Below are 26,225 nucleotides of genomic sequence, written 5' to 3' on the forward strand. Positions count from 1 at the left end.
AAAAATAGCGTTAACGTGTTTTTAACAAAATGGGCGACACACTACTTTTTTAGAAAAAACTAGATTAGTTAGTAAAAGATTAAATAAAAACTACAAAAGATTAGGTATATTAATTATTAATGATTTTAGAGAGGGTTAAGGGAATTTTTTGCCAAAAAATCACCTCCTGGGTTCAGAAAAAAAGAGATTATATGGTAATGAAAATTTGATTTACTATCTACGGGAACGTAAAGTTCACTTTTGTCTATGAATCTTTGACACCAGTAACCTTTCATGGGGCGCACTCTAGTAACTGTTTTAAACGCCTCCATGCACGGGTTCTAGCGCTGCTATCACTACGTACGTTACTTAATTTCATTTTGTGCTCATCTTATTTCACAAATGAAAAAAGGATACGAACAAAGGTACAGCAGTATCCATGTACTATGTTGATTAAAAAGTTAATTTAATACCTTCGATCGATAATTCTAAGATAAAACCAATTATTTTTTAAAAAATCATAATTTCTTTGTAACAAAAGACTCAATAATTAATCTTTTAGAGACTTTATATTTTATTCAATACTATTTTTATTTATGGAGAGGGTGTTGACTGAGCGAATAGAAAAAGTTTGAAGAATACTTGTATGAATTTGATATTACTCAGTAAAATATGTATCATAAATTTTACGGAATATTATTATTGATGTACTCGATACGGTAGAAGGTAAGGAAGAGGGGCTATACTATCTAAATATAATCAATTTTAAATAATTAAGATATAAAAAAGGAAGATTGTTAAATACATCAAAAAATGTAAAGGAAAAGAGCGATTAGCATTATACTAAGGGATCTTTCTTTCAACGATCTAAAAAAACACAGTTTTTTACAATCATGTCTGCTTTACTCATACTACAGTGAGACACAAAACAGAAGGAAATATTAGAATCTAAGAAACTTAGCACGGCTGATAACCTATCCGGAATATACTGACTAAACGCGCTTAAATGTAAAAATTAGTGATATGTGTCATAGTGTGTCAAACTAATAGTAGTCAGAATTCTATTATCTAATTTTCAACAAATGAAAGGCTAAAAATCTATTACAAAGTAGACCTTTACGCACCAGAAAAATTAATAGTGTGGTAACAATCCATGTCATTAATCTGACTCTTTTAAAAAGAGTCGCGGAAAATTAACATACATTGTAACATATTTATTAAGGTACGCCCTATAGGACTTGAACCTATGACCTACGGCTTAGAAGGCCGGTGCTCTATCCAGCTGAGCTAAGGGCGCAGAGAATGACAAGAATTATACAATCAGTGCTTAATCAGTCAATGATTTTGGCAGTTCATGCCATCACAGATCCTAAAGATTTAATGACAGTAAGCGATGTAACAACTGACAGCGTATCACGTTTCTGACAGAATTATTGCCTTTCTTAGATGTAATATCGTATAGTGGATTTTCTATCTGATGGCAGCAAAAATTATTGACGGTAAAAAGATTGCGCAGCAAGTGTGCCTTAAGGTAGCGGAAAAGGTAAAGCAGCGTCTAGCATTCGGTAAACGCGCGCCTGGTTTGGCGGTTATTCTAGTAGGTGAAAATTCCGCATCGCAAATCTATGTTGGCAACAAATGCCGAGTCTGCAAACAAGTGGGCTTTGTGTCACGCTGTTATAATCTACCCGTAACTACCAGAGAAGACGTGTTACTACAGCTAATTGATGAACTGAACAACGATAGGGAGATCGACGGCATCTTGGTGCAACTGCCGCTGCCAGCTGGCAGCAATAACGTCAAAGTACTTGAGCATATTAGACCAGACAAAGATGTCGATGGTTTTCATCCTTACAACGTAGGACGTCTCTGTCAGCGTGTACCAACGCTGCGTCCATGTACCCCATTCGGTATCATTACTCTTTTGAAGCGTTACAATATTGACACCTACGGCTTGAATGCGGTTGTAGTAGGCGCATCTAACATAGTAGGACGCCCTATGAGCATGGAGTTATTGCTGGCAGGCTGTACCACCACTGTTACGCACCGTTTCACCAAAGATTTATATCATCACGTTAAGAACGCTGATCTACTAGTAGTAGCAGTAGGTAAACAGGGCTTTATTTTAGGAGAATGGATCAAACCTGGCGCAGTAGTCATAGATGTTGGTATCAATCGACTGGAGAACGGAAAATTAGTGGGCGACGTTGATTTTAATGTGGCTTCAGAACGTGCCTCTTATATAACGCCAGTGCCAGGAGGTGTGGGTCCTATGACCGTTGCTACACTAATCGAGAACACGATGCAAGCGTGCGAAACTTACCATGATAGTGAGGCGGCAAATAATAATTGGTAAACCTAGAGTTATAGAACTGGCTTTGTTGGTCTAAACCTCTAGTACTGGTAATAAATCCTCATATATGCTGTTTCATAGCTAGGTAAGCGCCACGAAAATGTAACATGCTATCAACAAAACTCGGGTACCATCGCTCAGACATGAAAAGTCTACTACTTCGATGTCGGGAAATGTTTGAGAAAGTCATTCGTAGATCAAATCATAATAACCGAATTTGAAACATTTACCTAAGAAGTATAGGTAGCATACAAGGTTGCTCTTATCATGCACCAGAGTAGTATTAGTACACAAATACTACTCTATCTGTGGCGTGGACATCTCGGAGAAAAGGCCAATCCCTATCTATATGTATATTTATTGTGTGCACTTACTATAGAGAAACAGCCACCGGCACAATTATGACAACTTTATGAAAACTTAGGATAACAATTTAGATTACCTAAACGATCAAATGGGGTTTCTACAAGATGTAGACACCCATATCAATGTATATATACAAGCTGTTAGGCTGATGCATAGATTATAGAAGAAGTTAAATTTATTAACCTTTTAGTCTTATAATCACCTTTGGCTACTTACTTTAAATACAACTATACAACCTCTTTTAACATTTTACTTTCGACGCCAAGTAGAGCATTCTGGCCTATCTTCCACAATCACACCCAGTTTATTGAGCTGATCGCGTGCAATATCAGCTTGCACCCAATTTTTTTCTTCACGTGCCACTGCGCGCTCTTTCATCCACTTTTCGATTTCAGCAACAGTATTGAAACTAGACTGTACACTTCTCTGCAGGAACTGCTCTGGATTTTGTTGCAGAATACCCAGTACGTTAGCGAATTCGCGCAGCTTCACGGCTAGTACACTAGCAGCTAAGGCATCTTCTTTTTTTAGACAATTCACTTTGTGTGCCATATTAAAGAGCACAGAACATGCTTCCGGAGTGTTAAAATCGTCGTCCAACGCTGCGCGGAAATAGCTATTAAATTCTTCCCCGCCGCCTGCTGCTACCACACTGAGATCTGTATAACGTAGTGCAGTGTAGAGACGTTCCAGCGCTGTTCGCGCCTGATTCAGGTTGCTTTCGCTGTAATTAAGCTGGCTACGGTAGTGTCCTGAAATTAGAAAGTAGCGTACTGTCTCTGCATCGTAGTGTTTTAGTACTTCACGTACAGTAAAGAAGTTTGCGAGAGATTTAGACATCTTTTCACGATCTACCATTACCATACCTGAGTGCATCCAGTAGTTAACGTAGGGACAATCATGAGCACAGGTTGATTGAGAGATCTCATTTTCATGGTGTGGGAATATTAAATCTGATCCGCCGCCATGAATATCAAAGTGTGCACCAAGATATTTGAAATTCATGGCCGAGCACTCAATATGCCAGCCCGGCCGACCACTGCCCCACGGAGAAGGCCACGCTGGTTCGTTCTCTTTCGACATCTTCCACATCACGAAATCCATTGAGTTGCGTTTAACAGAAGAGATCTTAACTTCCATGCGTGCCCTGTGCAGCTGTTCCAAATCTTGGCGCGACAGCAGACCATAATTAGGGTTACTTAGCACGTCGAACATTACGTCGCCATTTTCGGAAATATAAGCATAATCACGTTCAATGAGACGCTCTATCAGAGCAATGATCTCAGGAATATGGGACGTAGCGCGTGGCTCCTGATCTGGCGGTAGAATGTTGAGGGCAGAGAAATCGTTTTGCATCTCATCAATCATACGGTCAGTCAATGTCTTAATACTCTCGTCGTTCTTTTGAGCGCGTTTGATAATTTTATCATCGATATCAGTGATGTTACGAACATATCGCAAGCGATATCCGATATATCGTAAGTAACGGGATATTACGTCAAACGCCACGAAAGTGCGCGCATGGCCGATATGACATAGGTCATATACAGTGATACCACACACGTATATGCCGACTTCACCAGCATGAATAGGTTTAAATTCCTCTTTACGTCTACTCAAGGTGTTATAAATCTTTAGCATTTGAAGAATTCCATTCCCTTTTGTTAGATGATTTAGTTTTCATGCCGCTTTTTGCACTAGTGCGATACTTTTATAATAACAGTAGCACTGTACGCATAAAGCATAATCAGAACGAATGATATTTGAACAGGGCGCTTTATGAAGCAGTCAGAGGAGATGATTGAAGGTATACTATTTGTAAAATAGTAATAATTGTTAACTTCAAAATCAACTGCAGCAACATAGTAATTAAAAAATTCGAAGATAAATCACCTACTAAAGTACAAAAATTTCTTGAATGCTGCTGTGAAGCTTTTTATAACAGCAGTATTTTACAATTTATTATCAATGGTTTTATCATATATGATGGTTATCATAATCTAGGTACGACAGAAAAAGGTGCTAAAGCGAAAACAATAAAAAGATAATAAATTCATAAAAATAATCGAAGCACTTTGAATATTACACGTAGTTCCGGTACTTAATTATCTAGCGTGCAAGTCTTTATAAATATGTCTAGCAAACATCAAAACGCACCGAAAAGATCACATTGACATGCAGAATCTAATTGTTAACGAGTAATGTCGCGCATACTGTTTATTTCAGATTTACATTTATGCCAAGAAAAACCGATGATTACTGCAGGTTTTTTAAGTTTTCTAGCACGTGAATCACTAAACTGCGATGCGCTATACATTCTTGGTGACCTCTTCGAAGCTTGGATTGGAGATGATGATTCTGACTTACTCCATAAACAAGTTGCTAGCGCGCTGCATGATCTGCCTTTCCAGGTCTTTTTTATTTACGGCAATCGCGATTTTCTAATTAGCAAAGATTATAGACGTGCCAGCGGCATAACTCTTTTACCAGAAGAGTATGTACTAGATTGTTATGGCCATCGAGTATTGATCTTGCACGGCGATACTCTCTGCACTGACGATACCGGCTATCAGCGCTTTCGAGCCACAGTACATCAATACTGGATACAAAAACTCTTCCTCGCGTTGCCTCTCTTTATTCGAAAATTAATTTTATCGCGCATGCGCGATGGTAGTAACCAGGCGAATCAGCATAAATCCCTAACTATTATGGATGTCAACGCAAAGACGGTAGAAACGATGATGCTACGCCAACATGTCAGGATAATGATCCACGGTCATACTCATCGTCCAGCCATTCATTACTTTGAACTAAACGGCACGCTCTGCGAGCGTGCCGTTTTAGGTGCATGGCATCATACATGCGGCTCAATGATTCAACTTGATAATAACGGCATTAGCCTTATTGATTTCGAATTTTAAATTTCGACATAAATTAAGGAACCTGAGGAGCACAACCATTTTTCCTTATATCTTTCTCATGATATCCTATGTGCCATTCTTGATTTTACTAGACGGTTTAGATTTGTTTATTTACAGGAGTGAAAAGCATGTCATCCAACGCTGTCCCGGTCTACATTGCGATTGTAATGGGTTCCAGAAATGACTGGTGCACCATGCAGTTTACTGCGGACATTCTCACCAGTCTAGACGTAGCCTTCCATGTTGAAGTGATTTCCGCCCATCGCACTCCGGACAAACTTTTCAGCTTTGCTGAAGCAGCGGCTGACAACGGTTATCAAGTAATCATCGCGGGAGCAGGCGGTGCGGCACATCTCCCAGGTATGCTCGCGGCAAAAACTCTAGTGCCGGTGCTAGGTGTGCCTATACAGAGTGTAGCGCTGAGTGGTATCGATAGCCTCTATTCTATTGTACAGATGCCTCGTGGCATTCCAGTAGGCACTTTAGCAATCGGTAAAGCAGGCGCGGCCAATGCTGGTCTACTGGCAGCGCAGATTATAGCAATTCACGATACACAGTTGACATTCCGACTTGGTAAGTGGCGACAAGCGCAAACTGATGAGGTGCTAAATAGCTCCCTCTTAGGAAAGGAATTATGAAAACAGTGTATGTGCTGGGCAACGGCCAGTTAGGCAGAATGCTACGTCAAGCAGGAGAGCCACTAGGTATCACTGTTTATCCAATCGGCTTTGATGCCAAAGCGGACACATTGCCGATTGCACAGAGTGTGATCACTGCTGAGATTGAACTCTGGCCGGAAACTGCGCTGACGAGTGAACTAGTGCAGCATTCCAATTTTGTAAACCGCGATATCTTTCCTTACTTAGCCGACCGCCTAACGCAAAAACAGCTGCTTGATAGGCTTCAACTTGCTACTGCACCTTGGCAACTGCTTAAAGATGAAAACGAGTGGCCGCATATATTCTCCTCACTCGGTAATTTAGTGATCATTAAACCTCGCACCGGAGGCTATGACGGCCGCAAGCAGTGGCGGCTGAGTAAGGATAAAACTACCTTACTGCCAAACAAATGCTACGGAGAATACATTGTCGAAAAAATCATTAACTTTTCCGCTGAAATATCACTAATAGGAGCACGTGGTTATGATGGATGCACAGTATTCTATCCACTGACACACAACCTACACCAAGAAGGCATATTGCGTACTAGTGTCGCCTTTCCACAACCAGATCAAATGCAACAGGCACAGGCCGAAAGGATGCTAAGTACTATTATGCATGAACTGAAATATATTGGTGTAATGGCTATGGAATGTTTCGTAACACCGAACGGTTTGATAATTAATGAACTGGCGCCGCGTGTACATAACAGCGGTCACTGGACACAGAACGGTGCCTCCATCAGCCAATTTGATCTACATCTACGCGCCGTGCTAGGTCTACCTCTTTCACAACCGGTGATATTAGCGCCATCGGTGATGTTAAATTTGATCGGCGTATCCATAAATAACGATTGGTTAAAGCAGCCACTAGTACATCTGCACTGGTATGATAAAGAGGTACGACCCAATCGTAAAGTCGGCCATTTTAACCTTACTGATAGCGATAGCAAGCGGCTTACCATAGCGTTAAAAGAATTGGTGACAATACTACCTCCAGAATACTCTAGCAGTATTTCTTGGGCAATAGATAAGTTCTAAAAATTAGACGTATTACGCTTTATCATATTTGAAATACACGGATATCGATTTGCCATATCTAGAACGTAAAGCTATGTCGAAACTCACTGTCAGTGAGTTGAATTAACTCTCTTTTTATCCGGAGTACCAAACTAGGAATATATATGAACGAACTAATTAAAACGTACCTGTTAGATTTGATATATCAATAATGTATGAATATTTTCCGATTTTACTTAGTCGCTGAACGAATATGACCTACGATATCTTGGCGCTAATCAGGTTACCTATTGGTGAATAAGAAGAGAATATGGGTGCTTACTCAAATGGAAATGTACTTGAGTTTTCGCCGGTTGCGTGCACAGACTCTCATGCAGGTCATGTCGTTCTAGACGAAATTTAATATTTCTGGCCATTCAAATTACTATTGAGGTGCTCCCGTATATTTATGAATGTATTGCTCATAAAACATACCTCTATGTTTAGCTATCATTGCCATTTTTAATTTAGTGTTTCCAATTTGCCGGTTCTAGTTAGTAAAAATCTAATAACAACTCGCTGGTTATGTTACATAAGATCTCCCTGTTGCCGACGAATCCTTTGCGAATCGTTACCAATAATCTTGACACTACTCACGGTTGTATACTGGAAAATCAGTATCTGATTTTAAATCTTTTTTGTTCAAGCAATCTCAATCCATGTTAGTAAAAACACTACGGTTATCACTGGCTCAGTAACACTTTCAGTACGCATATAAGGTGTTACCTATTTGTCTGATGGATGACAAAGGAGCACTTCATATCCCCGCCACTTCTTAAGATAAGACAGTGGATAGAGTTCCTAAACACAGCCCTAAAAATACTTAATATTTAAATTTATTTAAAATCTAAAATTAACTAGATTCTAGTGACTCTCAACTACTTATCTTCCCTTTTTTCACACCATGACAAGAAATATGCACATACAAACAAATAGTGATACTAACAGAAAACAGTTTTAGACTGATGTTTAATGCGTGCCATAAAGTGCAATGTCAAATAAAAAAGCACTGAATTTTATCTATAAGTGGTGGGCCATACCTAAGTATTTAGACTGTGCTAAAATGTCAACTACGCCCGTTCACTAGTTGTACCATCATGTCGATGTGCTCGGTATTGGCATTTAGCGCTGGGATATACTCAAACTTTTCACCTCCGCTGCGCAGGAAAAACTCGCGGTTCTGTACACTGATTTCTTCCAAAGTTTCTAAGCAGTCTGCCGCGAAGCCTGGAGCTATTACCTGCACATGCTTAATACCATTCTTCACCAATGTCTGTATAGTTTTGTCGGTATATGGCTGGAGCCAAGGCTCACAACCAAAACGTGATTGAAAAGTCATTATGATTTGATCATCCCGCAGCCCCAGGGCCTTCTGTAGCAAGATAGTGGTGTCGGAGCAACGCTGTGGATAGTCGTCGCCCTCGTTAGCAAAACGCTGTGGAATGCCATGATAGGAGAACACCAGAAGATCCGGTTTCCCATGCACTACAAAGAATCGTTCTACTGATGCTTTTAATGCAGCTATATAAGCTGGATGTTCGGCATAATCACGAATAAATTCGATATCCGGCAGGGTGCGTGTCATTTTAAATGCTCGGTACAGGCCGTCCCATACCGCCGCAACAGTAGAGCAGGAGAACTGTGGATAAAGCGGCAGCACAATCATACGCGTTACACCTTGTATCATTAGGCGAGTGACCGCACTTTGTAAGCAAGGATTACCGTAACTCATGCCCAGTTCGACTGGCATATCGACCCGCGCTGTCAGTGCCTCAAGCTGCTGCTTGCTGTAGACCATTAATGGAGAACCACCGTCCATCCATACAGAAGTATAACTTTTTGACACACGAGGTGCACGAAATGGTAGGACGATACCGTTAAGGATCAGCCACCAAAGCCAGCGTGGGGTATCAACAACTCGGGGATCACTAAGAAATTGTTTTAGGTAGCGCTTTACCGCAGCCGTATTAGGCGCGTCTGGAGTACCTAAATTAGTCAGTAATACGCCAGGTTTATTTTCCCTCATTGTGCATCCTTGATAGCGTACATATGCTAGGTATTAGCAATACCACCTAAGTAGCGTTAACTGAGGATATTAACTAGTTGCTTGCTAACATCAGCAACTGGTTGAGCGCCATCGATTTTGCGGTAAATAATATTACCCTCTTCTGCTTCTTGACTGTAATGAGCGATTAGCGGCGCAGTTAATTGATGATATTCAACTAAACGCTTACGCACAATTTCCTCCTGATCATCTTTACGAGTAATCAATATCTCACCGGTCACATCATCCTTACCTTCTATTTTGGGTGGATTATATTTCATATGATAGACTCGGCCAGAAGGGCTATGGATACGCCGACCAACAATACGGTCGATGGTTAAATTATCGGGTACAATTAACTCCAACACATAGTCAATTTTGATGCCGATTTTTTGCATCGCGACCGCCTGCAGAATAGTCCGTGGAAAGCCGTCCAGTAGAAACCCATTTCGGCAATCTTTATCCGTGATACGTTCTTTAACTAATTCAATCACTAACTCGTCATTAACCAATTTACCAGTGTCCATAATTGTTTTTACTTGGTTACCGAGCTCGGTGCCAGCTTTCACTGCCGTACGCAACATGTCACCTGTAGCTACTTGCGGAATCCCATATTTTTTCATAATAAATTGAGCCTGAGTGCCCTTACCTGCACCCGGATTACCGAGTAAAATAATACGCACAGCGTAAATTCCCCTGTAAATCTCTAGATTAATAATCAGAGAAGGTACAGAACGTACCATCATATCATACTTTCCATAAGATAAGGTACGGTGCCATCTCTAGGTACGTTGTGATATTTTTTGCATCCTTGAGATCTGTAGCGTCATGTTAATATGTCTTTTCACTGTCGTAGCAACTTTTTAGCACAAATCAAAGCATTCTCCGCTGTATCTACAATCCCCGGTTCTTAGTTTGCTTGCTGAGTAACAGATCACCTTAATAATAGCACAATTATAAGGAAGAAAGCTCTACTACCTTAGTTACATGATCTCTTCAAGCACCATAGCTTCACCAAAGATATCCCGCCTCTTTTCCCTAATGAACTTATCAGGAAAATCCCATAATCGTTATGGCATAATCTATATACTCATAGAACATTATCCCATAATCTATCTGGCAGAGGTCAAGGAAATTCCATGTTTTTTACCGCAACGGATTATTATTCGTATTAGCAGTACCTTATTTCCAGTACTACATTTTCTTAATTAAAGACGCTTATATCATGTCATCCCCTCTTTTACTGAGCTTATTTACAGTGTGTCTTTACTGCACTCTTTGTAATTTCTACCATCGAAATTTAGGCAGAGATATAATAAATTATAGCTCTGTCTAGTGCGAAAGAGCTCGAAAAAGAATGACTGATTGCTCTAGAAGAATTTTTACTATTTATGGACTCGCTGCGGTTCGATACAACACACAAGCAACCCGTAATATTAAAAACACTACATCAATTCAAATAATTATTAACATAGGGTCAGGAATAAAAAGCTTCCCCCCACTCCATCGATAATATCGACCGAAGAAAAATGAATATTAGTGCACCATTTACAAATGGTGCACATCACACGCAAATGTCTCCATTAGTAGCCAATGTTAGTATACTGGCTGCTTTATTTTAAGTAGTTACGCTATTAGCAACTGATTCATGCGTTGGATAAACTGATTAGGATCATCCAGAGTCCCACGCTCGGCCAGTAGCGCCTGATCAAATAAGAGCTCTACCCATTCACCAAAGATAATGTCATCTTGTTTATCGGCAACGCTCTTTATTAGAGGGTGATCCGGATTGATCTCGAAGATATACCGAACTTCAGGTACTGAATGACCTGCGGTTGCATAGAGTTTTGCCATCTGTGTACTTATTTCTTTAGCGTCGGTGGTAACAATAGACGGCGTATCGGTTAGACGGTGTGTAACGCGTACCTCTTTCACACGGTCTCCCAGTAAACTTTTCACGCGGACTACAAAGGGCTCTAGAGTTTTTTCCATCTCTTTTTGCTCTTCGCTATTTTCATCTGCTAACTTACTCAGCGATTCGTCTACTTTGCTGACTGACTGGAAAGATTTACCATTAAAATCAGTAAGGTGACTCATCATCCATTCGTCGATACGATCGAAAAGTAACAACACCTCAATGCCTTTTTTACGGAATAGTTCCAGATGTGGGCTACTCTTCGCTGCAGCGTATCCGTCAGCTGTAATATAGTAAATTTTCTCCTGACCTTTCTCCATACGTTTTACATAATCGTCCAGAGACACATTTTGCTCGGCACTGTCGTTGTTCGTCGAGCTAAAACGCAGTAGTTTGACAATTATTTGCTGATTAGTAGGATCTTCTCCAGGACCCTCTTTCAGTATCAAGCCAAATTCTTTCCAGAAGTCCTGGTATTTTCCCGGATAGTCTTTCGCGAGTTTCTCGAGCATTTGTAGTATGCGTTTGCTCAGCGCTGAGCGTAAAATCTGGGTGACCCGGCTATCTTGTAGAATTTCACGCGAAACGTTCAGTGGCAGATCGTTTGAATCGACTAGGCCGCGAACGAATCGCAGGTAACGCGGCATAAACTGCTCGGCGTCATCCATAATAAAGACACGCTGAACATAAAGCTTCAGACCATGTTTATAGTCACGGTTCCATATGTCGAAAGGTGCACGCGATGGAATATAGAGCAGAGTTGTGTACTCCTGCTTGCCTTCCACGCGATTGTGGCTCCAAGTCACTGGATCGCTAAAATCGTGTGTAATGTGCTTATAAAACTCCTTGTACTCTTCATCACTAATATCAATTTTATCGCGAGTCCAAAGAGCCTGAGCTTTATTGACTTTCTCCCAACTAGTAGTATTATTCTCTTCATTTGTAGTTTCAATTTCGACCGGCAGTGAAATATGATCAGAGTATTTGCTAATGATACTGCGTACACGCCAAGCGTCGAGAAACTCATCTTCGTTTTCACGCAAATGCAGCTTAATTTCTGTACCGCGATCGGCCTTAGTAATATCAGCGATAGTATACTCTCCTTCGCCCACCGATTCCCAGAAGACTGCTTCATCTTCTGTAGCACCAGCTGCACGAGTACGTACTGAAACTTTGTCTGCTACGATAAAAGCTGAGTAGAAACCAACGCCAAATTGACCAATTAACTGACTATCTTTAGCTGATTCCGGTCCTAGGGACTCAAAGAACGATTTAGTGCCAGATTTGGCAATAGTGCCTAAATTTTCAATCACCTCTTCTCTACGCATTCCTATACCATTATCGGATAGTGTCAGGGTACGTTTTTCCTTATCAACAGAAAGACGTATGCGTAGCTCGCTATCTCCTTCATAGACGCTAGCATCAGACAGCGCCCGAAATCGCAGTTTGTCTACTGCGTCTGAAGCATTTGAGATCAGCTCTCGTAAGAAAATCTCTTTGTTTGAATATAGGGAATGGATCATCAGGTGCAGAAGTTGTTTTACCTCTGACTGAAAGCCATGTGTCTCTTGCCCTTTCATAGTCATTGTTACCTCAAGAAAATCAGGCAGGTTGAACGAATGCTCGCATCGATATTGGGGATAGTGCGGAAAATTTCAAGATAACTTCACTCATGAGGTCCTTCCGCCAGAAACTAGTATGGTTAGCATTTGTAGCGAGCATTGCTTTTTTAATCGACCTGTTTTACAACGGCTGTTTAAATTAATCGAAATCAATGTCTCTAGGACTAAGCCTATTTATTTTCTTCAGAAGAAATACATAATCTGTCAGCAAGATAATACTACCTTGAGAGTAAATTTTTACTCAGTGAGTTTGATAGCTGCTAGACTTTCCACCACGAAAATTTGCTTGTTTTAATGCTATTACAAATTGCCATAGATGGTACAGATATCTTGTTCGGTAAAAGTACGGCAATCTACATAGCGTCTTTTCGACATCACACGTGTCAAACATGTGCTAGTCGTGTTACACGATTGTGATCCCATGCAGCAGCTTGAAATTCATGCGTTACTCTAACTTCAACGCAACTTAAGTTAGGCATCTCCATCAAGGCTTTAAGCAGTGCACTAGTTTGTGTCAAAATGGCATCTTAAAGCCCGGAAGTAACTGCATTCCGTTGGAAACAGAGGCCATTTTCTCTTTCTGTGCTTCATCAATGCGACGAACGGCATCGTTAAACGCGGCGGCGATTAAATCTTCCAGCATATTTTTTTCTTCCTCCAAAAGGCTGGGTTCGATCTCTAAGCGACGGCAGTTATGCGCACCATTAATTGTTACTTTTACCAAACCGGCACCTGACTCTCCGGTTACTTCTAGCGTCGAAATTTCTTCCTGCACTTTGGCCATTTGGTCCTGCATCTGCTGAGCCTGCTTAAGTAGATTACTTAGTCCACCTTTACCAAACATAGTTTTCTCTTTTTAAGTTGGGCCGCATTGCCATCCATCAGACAGCTGCAGCGTGGTCAAACTGGTCGGATACTTTCTTCATCTAAATCGGCATCAAAGAGCCGACATATTGTCTGAACGTGGGTATCTTTAATAATAGACTGACGCGCTCGCATCAGCTTCTCTTCGTAAATGGCCTGCTGCCACTCAAGAGGAGTCAATACACTAGTATTATCATCTTCAATAATAGTCAATTCAACTTTATTACCGCTAACATCGCTCATGGCAGCACCGAGCGCTTGCCGTGCTGCCGCAGAATCAAGGTGGCGCTGATTTGAGCGTAGATGTAAACAGACACCCTGCTTTGTGGTCTCTTTCCAGGCATTAAGAGCTAGCTGCTGCACTAGCTTAGGCAGTTTCAGCATGGCGATCTCCGCTGTCCAAGTATCGCGCTGTTTAGCTTCTTCCATCAAACATTCTACCAGTTCAGTGTTCTTCTCATGCTTAAGCGCTGCATCCCAAAATTTTGATCTTGTGGCCTTAGATGTCGCTTTAAAATCAGTTTGTGCTTTCCAGCGGTATGCCTCCTCTTTTTTCACTATCGTATCTTGTGTATGTTTAGTGACGCAAGTTAGGTGCTTTAACGTAGAATTAACAGGCCGTGTTAGACATGCTACTAGCTTATTTTTTTTTTGTACGTTAGTTTCCTGACGCAGTAGCTGGGTACGTGCCTGTAGTAGTTGACGACCGGTGGTATTAGATGGCAAACTGCTCTGTACAGTAGCTAGGGGCCCAGTACTTTCCGGTGGAAGTAAGGCTACTCCACTATTAACGTGTAAAGGATCTGGTTGCCCAGCCGCTTGCGAATTTACCGTCGAAGGCACTATTGGCTCCATAATCTCCGTTTGAGGATGGAAAACAAGTGCACGCAGCAAGGTCATCTCAACTCCCATACGAAGATTAGGAGCTAGCGACAGATCTTTACGACCCATCAACAGTGTCTGATAGTAAAGTTGAATATCAGCAGGGTGCGTTATACGCGCCAGCTCAAGTAAAAGCGGCGTATGTGCCTCTTCTTCATCACTCATTAAACTAGGCAAAACCTGTAACATCGCAATACGGTGTAGCAGACGTAGCATTTCTACAAGTAATGCATCCCATTCTACTCCATAGGATGCGGCCTTATTGAGCAATGTTATCATCTTTTCAATGCTGCCGTCCACTAGCGCTTTAATTAGGCCCACTGGATGATGATCATCATCCAAATTGCCTAGCATTTGGCTAACGATACTACTGCTAACTACTCCCTGCCCCATCGCGATTGCTTGATCGGCTAGGCTGAGTGCATCACGCATACTGCCGTCAGCGGCGCGCGATAGTAGCTGTAGCGCCCGCGGCTCGCTTCTAATATGCTCCTGCTGCAGAATATAATCAAGTTGATTACTTATCAACTCAACATCTAATGCTTTGAGGTGGAACTGCAGGCAGCGGGACAAGATAGTTACAGGCAGCTTTTGCGGATCAGTAGTAGCAAGCAGGAATTTAACATATGACGGCGGCTCTTCAAGAGTTTTTAGTAGTGCGTTAAAGCTATGACGCGATAGCATATGCACTTCATCAATTAAATAAACTTTGAAACGGCCACGTGCAGGCATATACTGTACGTTGTCTATTAGATCGCGGGTATCTTCAACTTTGGTGCGCGAAGCAGCGTCAATTTCAATCAAATCTACAAAGCACCCGTGCTCTATTTCACGGCAACTGTCGCACTTTGCGCATGGAATAGCAGTAATGCCAGTCTCACAATTGAGACCCTTCGCCAATAACCTCGCGATGGTAGTCTTGCCAACACCGCGCGTTCCAGAGAAAAGATAAGCATGATGAAGACGTCCTAGTGACAGTCCGTTCTTTAAAGCTGTCAGGACATGGTTTTGACCAATGACGTCAGCAAACGACTGAGGACGCCATTTTCTGGCAAGCACCTTATATCTCATATAAATAATATTAATTAATGTCAGTTAAACAAAGAGCACAGACGCTACATAACTTCTGCATATCATTCCTGTATGTTAACAGCAACTATGAGACATTGACTCGTCATTTTTCTCTGCATGCGCGGAGATCGTCTCCTTATGCAGAGAGCGAAAAATTGATTAGATGAACTACTACAGTAGTCTAATGGATTAGATCCAAGATCTTTAAAATAAAAAAACGCTGATTATATAGTTAAAAGGGTTAATAAAAAAAGCGATACATTTTACCTCACTATCCACACGACAGATTAGTGTAATCGCCTATTCAACTAGGCCCGCTGTGTCGCCGTAGATAGATATCAGCCACCACTAAAACTACATTGTACAGCTTAATGGAATTTGTGCGTATTGCTAACATATCAGTACAGTACTCTAGTTCATAAAATTCACTGAAAGTTTCAAACGACAAAATATAATATTAGTGTTACGAAGTACGAGTTCGCTGCGTATCTCGCTTGACCTATATTTAGTGCTTCTTGTTAAAAGTGGTAATTGATTTGATTTAGTTGCTAGTGGAAAAAGGGGAGCCTACTGTCCATTGACACGGTGCTTGCGGTACTGGTGATTTTGCAGTATGCACTATGGAAAAAAGCACACAGATTTAAATATCTTTAATGCGCTGCAGTCATCAGCAAGAATTTAATATAGCAACTTTCTTAATACTTTCAGACGTCTTTATCTTAATAAGATGTAATAACTATAAATCTGAACAGGGTTACCCTTCAAAAAACTCCAAAATCAATGTTGTTAATTTAAAAAGCAAAACCCTAAAGATTATTAAAGACCTACTAGGTCGCATCTAAGCCTATCATTAGAACAATCTTGCTTACGATCTACTAGTACTAAGTTATTTACGATAACTTTAAATGAGATCTCGCGCAAGTAGAAGCTAACGCATCCTTTCATTAATTGACAGTTAACAGGTATAAACTATTGAGTAGCAACAAATATATTCGTGAACAATATTATGATAAGGAAGTGGCCGATTTTTTGAACGTTGCTAACGCTAATGTAGAAATAGCTCGCATCTTGTCTTGTACTACGGTCACTTTTCTATCAACGGCCACATTGATAAAGCCACAGTGATTAAAGTGAGCTAGTGCAGAAAGGTATGCTGGAGTTTTTGACATCGCTGTTGACGAAATAAACGACCGGCTCAATTACATTGAGTGCCGTGTTCTTGAACTTAGAATATTCTCTTTTACCAGGAAGAATCGTTCTGCCTTTCTGCCTTCTAGAAGAAGGAACTAACTTGAATGCACCCACTAGTGTCACAGTAATCAGTGATATACTCGTCAACTTGGGAAGCAATAGTAATCGTATTCAGCGTGAACAGCAAAGTTTAATTATGTAAGATTTATATCTTTCAGGAGCACAGCGATAAAGAGCAGATGAATGCCTTATTATCAGCATTTGTAGCCATTATGCTAACCCGGGCAGGTGATGTGCTACAGATAGACCTTACTGATTAAAGCAAGTATTACAGGGCGATTTTTATCGACTGACCTATCTTTGCATGGGTAATATCCATTACCTTAATGCTAGTTAGTGATCTATAATAGAGTCATATATCTTGACACCCACAGTACAAATCCATGTATTTTATCCTAGTACGGATGCAAAAAAGTTGCACAAGTGAGTAACGTAATTTATTGAACAGAATATGCAAGGGATTGATATATTAATTTTATTAATATAGCTACTTTTCTAGCACCTTTAAGTTGACGTTACGCTCTGAATCCGGTACCGCATCTTGATGCCTTGCACGTATCAGGTGAATAATAAATTGCAAATTGCATTGTTACCGTAGATAGGTAGGCATTAACAACAAAATATTGAGGTGAAAAAATCTTTTAAATGCTGGGGATGTAGCGTGGCGTTATTATCGTGCTGATTTTCACAACGATGTACGAGATAAGTGATAATCTCTACCTTATGTTAGAGATGCTAATTACTATTGGCCTGTCGGCAATAGAATATGGCTGCTTTTTCATGAAAATTCAACAAAAAACTTGATGGAGAAAGAAGACATGTGCTGTTAACAGCTAGTATCAAGCATCTCTTGTTTACGTTCTATCCTAATGACTTCTCTAAATTTTATCTGGGTAAATTGCCGCTAGCGATCAGTACTATCTTCAGCTCTAGTGCATAGAGCTCTATCGGAACTGCATAATGGATGGCATGGCTACGGCGATTGCATGTGTGATTTTCTTTATCCCAGCGTTCTTCATATTAGTGCCGTGCTGTTCTAGCAATAAGAAATTAAAATTAATTTTTCTATATTATTTAACTATGTAAACTTTAATTATTATTTTGGCCTCTTTTTTAAAAAAAAGCGGAATAAAAATTCACTAACTTTGGGGGAAATAAGAAAAGAAGAGATATAATCTTGCGTTTTGCAAGAACACCTTTTTAATTGATAAAGTGATAAAGCGAATCCGATTCTTAAAAGAGGTAAGTAAGGTGGTTCTACATGTTAGATCCAAAAGTCAAGATAATTAATGGAATGGGTTTTACCTTCCTCGATAATATAGAGGTGACTATAATCTCCCTCTATAACAAAGTTTTTGCTACTAGTGATGGACTGATCGGTCCACTAAACCGCTTAGAAATTCAACAGCTGCTACCATAGATAAATTAGAGATCATGGCAATCTATTTTAATAATAGCACTTCATACTACGGAGTATCACTTAAAAGTTTTATGGTCCATAATGCATTATGGATGAAATTAAATTTAATGTATAGTGACCAACCATCCATTAAACGTTCAAATACGGTTAGCCTTACTAGTATATACGATCAATCTCTTGCTAAGAAAATAGCAAATCACGGACATACTTAGATTTACTGGAGTCATCTGTAAATCCATCATCCTACCTTGTGCTAACTCAACACTAATAATCGAATTTATTGCTATGTCGGGATAGCCAATTATTATGTTCTTGCAATAAGACAAGAGATTCATTACGACGATTATCCATCCGCCTAGGTAGTGCTATATTGCAATATACTATAAATTATGAGTTTATCGATAACAAAAGGCCTATAAAGTTATTGAACAAAATCAATGATGGGTTTAATGATCAAAGTACGCGATGTGCCAAGACTTTGACAGTAGATTGAAAACAACCTGTTTTAGAAAAATTACAATAGAGGAATTCACTGTACTTATTAACCCGAATTTGTTTAAAATAACTTCACTTCTATCGGGTTAGAGACGGGACAAGTGAAAATATTTCAAGTAAAAAATTAACTAACAGTCATTTTAATAAACTTTGTTAATTTAATAATAGATATTTATTATCTTCCTGTACTTAAATAAAATATTTATTAGAAAAACAGTTTTTGTTACTAAGTTTTATCTAGTAATTTAATTTCTTGAGAACTCAGCATCCTCTAGGGTGATTAATTGTAATATTTGGTAATTTAGATAAGCATATCCAACGATTGCATCTTATATTTGATGTGTCCTTAAATATGCACATTATTTAAAATCGCTTCCTAGCTATTAACCTTAATTTGCAGTCCTACATTATCCCTGTAACCTATAGAAGGAAAAAAGATGGACGAGTACTCACCAAAAAGGCATGATATTGCCCAATTAAAATTCTTGTGTAAGAACCTATTTGATGAAAGTATGTCGAATCTGACCAATAGTTATCATGGCTGGGTTAATGATCCGACTTCAAAGAATAATTTACAGCTTAATCATTTGATTGAACACATAGCTTCTTTCACTATGAACTACAAAATAAAGTATGCTGAAGATGAAACCTTAATTACGCAAATTGATGACTACCTTGATGATACCTTTATTTTATTCACTAATTACGGTATCAATGCGCAGGAACTTAATCGGTGGCAAAATTCTGCATTACGCGTATTTAATATCTTTAAGGAAGAGTGCTCTTTCCTTCAGCAACCCAGTCAATCCACCTAGTTAGAAAAGAAACGGTTTATTTATGAATAATAAAGCCCTTACTAAAAATGATTATTTAATGCGGCTGAGACGTTGCCGCTCAATCGATACGCTGGAACGCGTTATCGAAAAGAATAAGTATGCATTATCTGATGATGAACTAGCAATATTCTATTCAGCTGCTGATCACCGTCTTGCTGAACTCACAATGAACAAGCTTTATGACAAAGTGCCCAGATCGGTATGGAAATTTGTACGTTAATAACTTATTTTTTGAAAAACTAATTTAATCCTAGATACCTTTATACATAACCACGGAATAAACAGCAGGAGATATATTCCACTTTTTTAAAAAGATGCTAAATATGGCGGAGGCCCTGCCAGTGAGTCTCAGCACACGTTTCACCTGCTGCGGCTGCTTCCTTCCGGACCTGACCGAGTTCACAAGTTAGTACATTGCTGGAGAACTAACAGAACCCCCATTGGAGGCCATTCTTACGAATGGGAATGGTCATTATCGAAGAAGTCCTTGGTAATTACAACCACGGTTTCTAGAAAATCGTTATTTTCTTAGATAGTATACATTGTCTTCTTATCCTATATCTGTACTAGAGTGGCGATTTTTCTCTGATCCAAACGTCATGCTGTCATCAATGGACAAAATTTTTTCACAACTCATCTGGCTCATGATTCTCTACAACTTTGCCAAGCACAATACTAATATGACAACATCTCCAACTGATAACTTCTCCCTATCTACTAACAGCTGAGATCGCGTTTAAACATTTTTCCTATTTTCTAGAGATATAGCTTATGACATAAGCATTAGTAGCAATGTTGTACTTCAATGACCATACATACTAATAAGTATGTATGGTCATTGTATCACATCAATATACGAGCATTGTATTCTCATTGGAGAGTAGTGAAACGGTGTTTCAACTAAAAGATAAAAAAGAAGGGGTGCATATTCTTTGTAGGCCGCTGTAACCATTTACAAAATATACACGAGGAAATATTATGGACTAAGGGAACAAAAACGCAAAGAAAAGCTATTTCCAATAATTTTGGAAAGTGAACAAATAAAGAAATTAAAAATTAACCAGCGGTATTTATAATTTTATTCGGTACAATTAATTGCGTCACCTGCTTGTTGTAACTGGTACATCTGCCAGTAGAGTCCCTGACGCGCTAGCAGCGCGGTATGATCACCCTGCTCTACCACCTCCCCGTGGTGCAGCACTAGGATAGTATCAGCTTCTGTAATAGTGGAGAGACGATGGGCGATAACTACCAACGTAGTATGCTGACGCAACGTGCGTAAGGTGTTTTGAATTGCCTGCTCCGTACCTGAGTCAATATTAGCTGTAGCCTCGTCGAGAATAAGTATCTGTGGCATTGCTACTAGTACGCGTGCTAAAGCTAGCAACTGCTTTTGCCCAACCGATAGATTGTTTCCCTGTTCCCCTAATCGAGTTTGAATACCATCAGGCATATTACGTGCTAGAGAAGCAAGCTGTACCTGTTCCAGCGCCTGCCATATTGCCTCTTCGCTAATATCACGGCCGAGACGTATATTTTCTAGCAGAGTATCTGCTAAAATTACAGGGTCCTGCTGGACCATAGCGATGCCGCCGCGTAAAGTATGATGGCTAAGCTGACTGATAGGGCGATCGTCAAGGCGTATCTCGCCGTAAGTTACCGGATAGTACCCCATTAATAAACTAGCGAGAGTACTTTTCCCGCTTCCAGTATGCCCTACTAAAGCGACAAAACCACGTGCAGGAACTTCTAGATTTATATCACTTAGTACATTGCAATGAGGGTGATAAGCAAATCTAAGATGACGCAGAATGATACTTCCAGTTTGCAGAGGGCGATCATCACTACCGTAAGTTTGCTGTACCGCATCCATTAGCTCAAAAATACGCTCTCCCGACACCACTGCCTGTTGCAACATAGACTGCTGCGTAGTAAGTTCAATCAGCGGCTCATTCAAACGCCCAAGATAAGTGATAAAAGCATAGAGTACCCCGACTTTAAATGCACCCGATGACGAGAAGCTAAATAACATTAGTAAACTACACAATATGAGCGCCGAAAAAAGGCTGAGCAGTGGACGCAGCAAAAAACCATCAAGACGTAGAGTTTCCATACGTGCAAGATAGTGTGACCAGCTGGCCGCCTTCATACGTGCACCAAAGCGAATCTGCTGACGAAACTGCTGAATAACGCTCATACCGTTAATTACTTCATTAAAGCCGTTGTTGATATCTGCTAGATAGCTGCGCACACGGCGCGCAATAGGTGTACTATGGCGCTGATAAATCAACATTACCGTTATAACGAGTGGAAAAATTACCATTGCTACTAGTGCCATATGCCAGTTAAGGCTGAACATCGCCACTATCATTGCGCTAATTAAAACCGCGCTGTGTAACACCGTAGCTAACACGGTAACATAGAGATCTTTAATTACTTCTGTGTCATTTGTAACACGGGAAATAATTTGTCCAACTGGCTGAGTATCAAAGGCGCTAAGTGGTTGATGAAGTGCCGCATCCATTACATCACTACGTAGGCGATGTACCACACCAATCGCTGCGCGGTTAAAGAGCAAGGCCTGAAAATAGTGCAGCCCTGCCGCTAGTATCTGCAGAAAAATAAAGCTAAATCCCAGAACGGAGAGGATCTCCCAGGACATTTGGCGTTTAGCTACCATATTATTAATAAAGTTGCTGACTAGCATTGGCCCAGTCACTTCAGCTGCAGCAGCGACCCACAACATTCCTACCGCCAGTGCTAGTGATTTGCGCCAATACTTGCCGTAGGCCAGTAATCGTTTGAGTGTCGGCCATAGACTTTTATATTTCGCCATAGGCAGTTCCTTTTACCGATTTTTTTTATCTAAAGCTGCCTCAAGCTGCTGGTAGCGGTACATATCACGATACCATCCAGGTTGAGTAACTAGCACGTCGTGATCTCCGCACTGGACAACCGCGCCCTGCTGCAGAACCAGAATTTCATTGGCCTGCGTCAGTGCTGACAGGCGATGCGCACTAATTAAAAGGGTGTGTCCTTTGCCCCAAAGTCGCAAGTTATGGAGAATATCATGCTCAGTACGGCTATCAACTGCCGATAGAGCATCATCCAGGATTAAAATTTCTGCATTTATTAACAGCGCACGTGCAATAGAAATACGCTGCTTTTGTCCGCCTGACAGCATCACTCCACGTTCGCCTATTTCGGTATCATACCCCTGTGACAGACGTAAAATATCTTCATGCACGCACGCTAGCTTCGCCGCACGCTCAATCTCATCCTGACTAGTATTAGGCTTACCCAAAGCTATATTGTTTGCAACGCTATCGGAGAATAGGAAAGGCATTTGGCTGACTACCGCTAGCCGACTATGCCAGCTGTCGATACGTAGCTGGGTCAGGGGATAATTATGGTAGCGAATATCACCTTGATTGACATCGAAATGACGTTGCAGCAAGCTGAGCAAAGTACTTTTTCCGCTACCGGTGGGGCCACATAATCCAAGCATTTGACCTGGTTTTAGCTGAAAATGGATTTGTTGCAATACCGGAGTAATACCAGCCGGGTAGTAGAACGCCTGAATCGATACTTGCAATACGCCAGGCGTTGCAGGTAGCTCTACTTCCCCATCTTCTACGGTGGGTACTTCCTCCAGTAGCACCTTTATACGACTCCAGGCAGCGCTGCCTCGTTCTACGATATTAAACATCCATGCTAGCGCTAGCATCGGCCAAATCATTAAGCCAAGGTACATAACGAAACTAGTTAGCTGCCCAAGAGTAAGCCGATCGTGCCATACCATCCAACTGCCACCACCAATAGCTAGAAGATTCGAGAAACCAATAGCGATATAGATAGTTGGATCAAAAAGAGCATCAACGCGAGCAACACTGAGGTTCTTCATTCCGGTGTCGTACGCGATAGCGGAAAATTGCTTTGACTGATATGACTCTAAGCCAAAAGCCTTAATCATACGGATGCTAGTCAGACTTTCCTGTGTCTGATCATTAAGGCTAGAGAAAGCTGCCTGAGCTAGTTTGAAACGATCATGAAGCTGGTTACCGTAGCGGTGAATGAACAGTGCCATAATCGGCATCGGAACTAGTGACAATAAGGTAAGCTGCCAGCTAATTTTCAGGCTCATTACTAGCAGCACCACGCAACCCATTACTAGAGAATCTACTAATGTCAATACACCTTCACCAGCCGCAAAAACAACGCGATCCACATCATTAGTGGCACACGCAATAAGGTCGCCAGTACGATGGCTGAGATAAAAGGCCTGATGCTGTCGGCTGAGTTGGTAGTAGATATCTTCACGTAGCTCGACAGCAAGTTGATAAGAGGCACCAAACAATAGTACACGCCAAACATAGCGCAGTAGATAGGTTGCCACGGCAGTGATCATAATTAAGCTGATCCACGTCATGATTGTGCCTGCACTGATTCTTCGATGTATCATGCCATCAACGATTATGCCCACCAGATGCGGTGTTAGCAACTGAAGGATGGCAATAATGATTAGGAGAGTAACAGCGCCTAGATAGCGCCGAAGCTCTCGGATAAAATACCAACTTAACTGGCTAAATAGTCGCACTACGCTCTTCTCTTTCTTTTGCCTTAGGGCGGGTAACAGGTAACGCGCCGTGTGTATGCATGTATTCCATTTCTTCCATAATAAATCTAGAGGTAATGCTAAGAAGCCACGGTATGCGCTGTTGACAGATGATTCTAAAAGTTATCATAACGCTTCTTCACCCTATGAATACACATTGTAGTCGTACTCGCTTGCTATATGAGTTAAGGGCAGTGCTTCTAGCACGATTGACATATACTACCTTAATGAAGCGCTGATATGGTATTTCTACGACAGCATCTATCTGGGATTGTACTATCTTGCATGCTCGTATACTGTAGCAAAACATATTTTAATGGTAAGTAATTGGCTAATTGGCCATGTGCTCATCTTTACGTTAGTGAGTCAGCTAAAGATTAACTCACTTAGGCAAGCTGAAAACAGCTGATATAATCACAAGCTGCTGTTAGCCATACAATAAATAGTTGGTTAACTACATCTATGTTAATACGTTATGCTAATTTTCCGACTACTTAAAGAAAGATTTAAAATTGTGATTAATGATATAAAACATTACTTAAGGCTGTTTAACGTCCTAGAATGCTAATTAAAATGTGTGAAAATTTCTGATAGAGGGCATATATATAATGAAGCGCAGTGTTGTGGTATTTAGCGGTGGACAAGACTCTACTACCTGCTTAATTCAATCATTGCAACAGTATGACGAAACACACTGCGTTACCTTTGACTACGGTCAGCGTCATAGTAAAGAGATCGAAGTTGCTCGCGAGCTGGCGCTTAAGCTAGGGGTACACACACATAGTATTCTTAACGTTACCATGCTGAATGCACTCGCAGTAAGCAGTTTGACACGCGATAATGTTCCAATGCCATCTTACGATCCTGCTGCCACCAACATACCCAATACCTTTGTGCCAGGACGTAATATCCTATTCCTGACTTTAGCATCGATTTATTCTTATCAAGTTGACGCAGAAGCAGTAATTACTGGTGTTTGCGAGACCGATTTTTCCGGTTATCCTGACTGTCGTGATGAATTCGTGCAAGCTCTAAACCGTGCTGTCATTTTAGGCATGGCGAGGGACGTGCGTTTCGAAACTCCGCTAATGCGGCTGAATAAAGCCGAAACATGGGCACTGGCTGATTACTGGAAAAGCATGACGCTAGTACGCGAAGAAACATTGACTTGTTATAACGGCGTGAAAGGTGACGGCTGCAACAAGTGTATTGCCTGTCATCTCCGTTCCCGCGGGCTGAACGCTTATCTCAATGACCGTAATGGTGTCATGGCAGCCATGAAAAGAAAAAGCAGTTTACTATTTTGAAGATTATTCATCCTCATAGCGATTTTACGCATCTTTGCAGCATGAAAATAAATCGCTTAGCGATAATGTCCCATATGTAATCTCTAATCACCCTCCTAGCACAATTGTTTATCAGTGCAGACAAAATGAAGTGCTGTATTCGGTACTATAATCTCATCGCTTTCCAGTTTCATCACTCAGAGATGATAGAGATACCAAAATGACAGGCGCTGATCTGTTTTAAATACCAGCTAGAGGAACGCCTCTCTTTTCGAGAGATTTTTCAAAAGTATTTCTCTGCCAAAACCTTTAGATCTAGTATCATATGAGTTTAATGTCATCTTAGTAACCCCTCTTCAAAGTACAAAAGTGCTCCCCTCAAGGCAAAAAGCCTATAGTTAGTAATACTTATCCTGTACTTCAGTCGTCTGAAGTAACGTTTGATGCGCCAGTGACTATGTCTAGTACCCCTTATAATTCTACTTGATAACAGTAAACTATACCATTAGAGGTATATGACTTGCTTTCCTAGGAGCGAGGAAACCACTTAATACTTAATTATGTAGATTTATACTAAATCCTTAATCT

At 40.7% G+C, this 26,225-nt stretch carries 21 protein-coding genes, 1 tRNA gene and 1 other RNA gene; 10 read left to right on the top strand and 13 right to left on the bottom strand.

Translation table 11 applies throughout. The features are described from left to right. Nucleotides 1-1,202: 1,202 nt before the first annotated feature. Nucleotides 1,203-1,276, bottom strand: a tRNA-Arg gene (locus tag FD729_RS00995). A 5-nt stretch (nt 1,277-1,281) separates the two neighbouring features. On the opposite strand from FD729_RS00995, the gene FD729_RS05335 reads away from it, so the two are divergent. Further along, nucleotides 1,282-1,404 carry a hypothetical protein gene (locus FD729_RS05335; RefSeq protein ID WP_255456211.1) on the top strand — a complete coding sequence of 41 codons (123 nt, stop codon included), beginning with the start codon at nt 1,282-1,284 and terminating at the stop codon, nt 1,402-1,404. A gap of 52 nt (nt 1,405-1,456) precedes the next feature. Beyond that, nucleotides 1,457-2,335, top strand: coding sequence for a bifunctional methylenetetrahydrofolate dehydrogenase/methenyltetrahydrofolate cyclohydrolase FolD (gene folD / locus FD729_RS01000; protein WP_159931433.1), 879 nt, complete (start codon nt 1,457-1,459; stop codon nt 2,333-2,335). A 612-nt stretch (nt 2,336-2,947) separates the two neighbouring features. Here the strand turns inward: folD and cysS are convergent. Next, nucleotides 2,948-4,339, bottom strand: a complete 1,392-nt coding sequence (cysS, locus tag FD729_RS01005; protein WP_159931434.1) for a cysteine--tRNA ligase — start codon at nt 4,337-4,339, stop codon at nt 2,948-2,950. Nucleotides 4,340-4,545: 206 nt separating this feature from the next. Between cysS and FD729_RS05370 the strand changes: the two genes are divergently transcribed. From FD729_RS05370 to purK, 4 genes are all read left to right on the top strand, one after another. Continuing rightward, nucleotides 4,546-4,746 (top strand): peptidylprolyl isomerase, encoded by a 201-nt coding sequence (locus tag FD729_RS05370; protein WP_370461858.1) that lies wholly within the window; start codon nt 4,546-4,548, stop codon nt 4,744-4,746. 153 nt (nt 4,747-4,899) lie between these two features. Further along, nucleotides 4,900-5,619, top strand: coding sequence for a UDP-2,3-diacylglucosamine diphosphatase (locus tag FD729_RS01015; RefSeq protein ID WP_159931435.1), 720 nt, complete (start codon nt 4,900-4,902; stop codon nt 5,617-5,619). Between the two features lie 128 nt (nt 5,620-5,747). Then, nucleotides 5,748-6,257 (top strand): 5-(carboxyamino)imidazole ribonucleotide mutase, encoded by a 510-nt coding sequence (gene purE, locus FD729_RS01020; protein WP_159931436.1) that lies wholly within the window; start codon nt 5,748-5,750, stop codon nt 6,255-6,257. Then, the gene (gene purK / locus FD729_RS01025; RefSeq protein ID WP_159931437.1) at nt 6,254-7,318 is read left to right on the top strand and encodes a 5-(carboxyamino)imidazole ribonucleotide synthase; all 1,065 of its coding nucleotides are present in this window, start codon (nt 6,254-6,256) and stop codon (nt 7,316-7,318) included. The genes purE and purK overlap by 4 nt, the downstream gene beginning before the upstream one ends. Nucleotides 7,319-8,402: 1,084 nt before the next feature. On the opposite strand, the gene hemH is transcribed toward purK, so the two are convergent. The 7 genes from hemH to FD729_RS01055 form a co-directional block, all read right to left on the bottom strand. Further along, a complete protein-coding gene (gene hemH, locus FD729_RS01030) occupies nt 8,403-9,362 on the bottom strand; it encodes a ferrochelatase (RefSeq protein WP_159931438.1) in 960 nt (319 codons plus the stop codon). A 56-nt stretch (nt 9,363-9,418) separates the two neighbouring features. Next, the gene (gene adk, locus FD729_RS01035; RefSeq protein ID WP_159931605.1) at nt 9,419-10,063 is read right to left on the bottom strand and encodes an adenylate kinase; all 645 of its coding nucleotides are present in this window, start codon (nt 10,061-10,063) and stop codon (nt 9,419-9,421) included. A 943-nt stretch (nt 10,064-11,006) separates the two neighbouring features. Then, the gene (gene htpG, locus FD729_RS01040) at nt 11,007-12,881 is read right to left on the bottom strand and encodes a molecular chaperone HtpG (protein ID WP_159931439.1); all 1,875 of its coding nucleotides are present in this window, start codon (nt 12,879-12,881) and stop codon (nt 11,007-11,009) included. A gap of 419 nt (nt 12,882-13,300) precedes the next feature. Further along, entirely contained in the window at nt 13,301-13,435 is a 135-nt protein-coding gene (locus FD729_RS05340) for a hypothetical protein (RefSeq protein ID WP_255456212.1), read from the bottom strand. Then, complete coding sequence (locus FD729_RS01045) at nt 13,432-13,761, bottom strand: YbaB/EbfC family nucleoid-associated protein (protein WP_159931440.1); 330 nt, start codon at nt 13,759-13,761, stop codon at nt 13,432-13,434. Before FD729_RS01045 ends, FD729_RS05340 begins: the two co-directional genes overlap by 4 nt. A gap of 56 nt (nt 13,762-13,817) precedes the next feature. Continuing rightward, a complete protein-coding gene (gene dnaX / locus FD729_RS01050) occupies nt 13,818-15,734 on the bottom strand; it encodes a DNA polymerase III subunit gamma/tau (RefSeq protein ID WP_159931441.1) in 1,917 nt (638 codons plus the stop codon). Nucleotides 15,735-16,738: 1,004 nt separating this feature from the next. Continuing rightward, nucleotides 16,739-16,933 carry a hypothetical protein gene (locus FD729_RS01055; protein ID WP_159931442.1) on the bottom strand — a complete coding sequence of 65 codons (195 nt, stop codon included), beginning with the start codon at nt 16,931-16,933 and terminating at the stop codon, nt 16,739-16,741. A gap of 1,313 nt (nt 16,934-18,246) precedes the next feature. Here FD729_RS01055 and FD729_RS01060 point away from each other — a divergent pair. The 3 genes from FD729_RS01060 to FD729_RS01070 all read left to right on the top strand — a co-directional run bounded on the left by FD729_RS01060 (nt 18,247) and on the right by FD729_RS01070 (nt 19,956). Next, nucleotides 18,247-18,405, top strand: a complete 159-nt coding sequence (locus FD729_RS01060) for a hypothetical protein (RefSeq protein WP_159931443.1) — start codon at nt 18,247-18,249, stop codon at nt 18,403-18,405. A gap of 932 nt (nt 18,406-19,337) precedes the next feature. Further along, nucleotides 19,338-19,715, top strand: a complete 378-nt coding sequence (gene tomB, locus FD729_RS01065; protein WP_159931444.1) for an Hha toxicity modulator TomB — start codon at nt 19,338-19,340, stop codon at nt 19,713-19,715. Nucleotides 19,716-19,737: 22 nt separating this feature from the next. Next, on the top strand, nt 19,738-19,956 hold the full coding sequence (locus FD729_RS01070) for an HHA domain-containing protein (RefSeq protein WP_159931445.1): 219 nt from the start codon (nt 19,738-19,740) through the stop codon (nt 19,954-19,956). A gap of 113 nt (nt 19,957-20,069) precedes the next feature. On the opposite strand, the gene ffs is transcribed toward FD729_RS01070, so the two are convergent. The 4 genes from ffs to FD729_RS01090 all read right to left on the bottom strand — a co-directional run bounded on the left by ffs (nt 20,070) and on the right by FD729_RS01090 (nt 24,481). Continuing rightward, an RNA gene (gene ffs, locus FD729_RS01075) (signal recognition particle sRNA small type) lies at nt 20,070-20,167 on the bottom strand. Between the two features lie 647 nt (nt 20,168-20,814). Next, on the bottom strand, nt 20,815-22,572 hold the full coding sequence (locus tag FD729_RS01080; protein ID WP_159931446.1) for a SmdB family multidrug efflux ABC transporter permease/ATP-binding protein: 1,758 nt from the start codon (nt 22,570-22,572) through the stop codon (nt 20,815-20,817). A gap of 12 nt (nt 22,573-22,584) precedes the next feature. Next, nucleotides 22,585-24,333, bottom strand: coding sequence for a SmdA family multidrug ABC transporter permease/ATP-binding protein (locus FD729_RS01085; RefSeq protein ID WP_159931447.1), 1,749 nt, complete (start codon nt 24,331-24,333; stop codon nt 22,585-22,587). Then, complete coding sequence (locus FD729_RS01090; RefSeq protein WP_159931448.1) at nt 24,320-24,481, bottom strand: hypothetical protein; 162 nt, start codon at nt 24,479-24,481, stop codon at nt 24,320-24,322. Before FD729_RS01090 ends, FD729_RS01085 begins: the two co-directional genes overlap by 14 nt. Nucleotides 24,482-24,959: 478 nt before the next feature. On the opposite strand from FD729_RS01090, the gene queC reads away from it, so the two are divergent. Beyond that, entirely contained in the window at nt 24,960-25,658 is a 699-nt protein-coding gene (gene queC / locus FD729_RS01095; protein ID WP_159931449.1) for a 7-cyano-7-deazaguanine synthase QueC, read from the top strand. Nucleotides 25,659-26,225: the final 567 nt, after the last annotated feature.

This window comes from Pantoea sp. Nvir (assembly GCF_009829915.1).
In the GTDB taxonomy this organism is placed as follows: domain Bacteria; phylum Pseudomonadota; class Gammaproteobacteria; order Enterobacterales; family Enterobacteriaceae; genus Pantoea.

Bases quoted from the DNA above. Each gene is read 5' to 3' on its own strand.
- folD (WP_159931433.1), top strand. From the start codon at position 1,457: ATGGCAGCAAAAATTATTGACGGTAAAAAGATTGCGCAGCAAGTGTGC.
- FD729_RS01090 (WP_159931448.1), bottom strand. From the start codon at position 24,481: ATGATAACTTTTAGAATCATCTGTCAACAGCGCATACCGTGGCTTCTT.
- hemH (WP_159931438.1), bottom strand. From the start codon at position 9,362: ATGAGGGAAAATAAACCTGGCGTATTACTGACTAATTTAGGTACTCCA.
- FD729_RS01080 (WP_159931446.1), bottom strand. From the start codon at position 22,572: ATGGCGAAATATAAAAGTCTATGGCCGACACTCAAACGATTACTGGCC.
- FD729_RS01045 (WP_159931440.1), bottom strand. From the start codon at position 13,761: ATGTTTGGTAAAGGTGGACTAAGTAATCTACTTAAGCAGGCTCAGCAG.
- cysS (WP_159931434.1), bottom strand. From the start codon at position 4,339: ATGCTAAAGATTTATAACACCTTGAGTAGACGTAAAGAGGAATTTAAA.
- purE (WP_159931436.1), top strand. From the start codon at position 5,748: ATGTCATCCAACGCTGTCCCGGTCTACATTGCGATTGTAATGGGTTCC.
- tomB (WP_159931444.1), top strand. From the start codon at position 19,338: ATGGACGAGTACTCACCAAAAAGGCATGATATTGCCCAATTAAAATTC.
- FD729_RS05335 (WP_255456211.1), top strand. From the start codon at position 1,282: ATGACAAGAATTATACAATCAGTGCTTAATCAGTCAATGATTTTGGCA.
- FD729_RS01060 (WP_159931443.1), top strand. From the start codon at position 18,247: ATGTTAGATCCAAAAGTCAAGATAATTAATGGAATGGGTTTTACCTTC.
- htpG (WP_159931439.1), bottom strand. From the start codon at position 12,881: ATGACTATGAAAGGGCAAGAGACACATGGCTTTCAGTCAGAGGTAAAA.
- FD729_RS01070 (WP_159931445.1), top strand. From the start codon at position 19,738: ATGAATAATAAAGCCCTTACTAAAAATGATTATTTAATGCGGCTGAGA.
- dnaX (WP_159931441.1), bottom strand. From the start codon at position 15,734: ATGAGATATAAGGTGCTTGCCAGAAAATGGCGTCCTCAGTCGTTTGCT.
- FD729_RS01015 (WP_159931435.1), top strand. From the start codon at position 4,900: ATGTCGCGCATACTGTTTATTTCAGATTTACATTTATGCCAAGAAAAA.
- purK (WP_159931437.1), top strand. From the start codon at position 6,254: ATGAAAACAGTGTATGTGCTGGGCAACGGCCAGTTAGGCAGAATGCTA.
- queC (WP_159931449.1), top strand. From the start codon at position 24,960: ATGAAGCGCAGTGTTGTGGTATTTAGCGGTGGACAAGACTCTACTACC.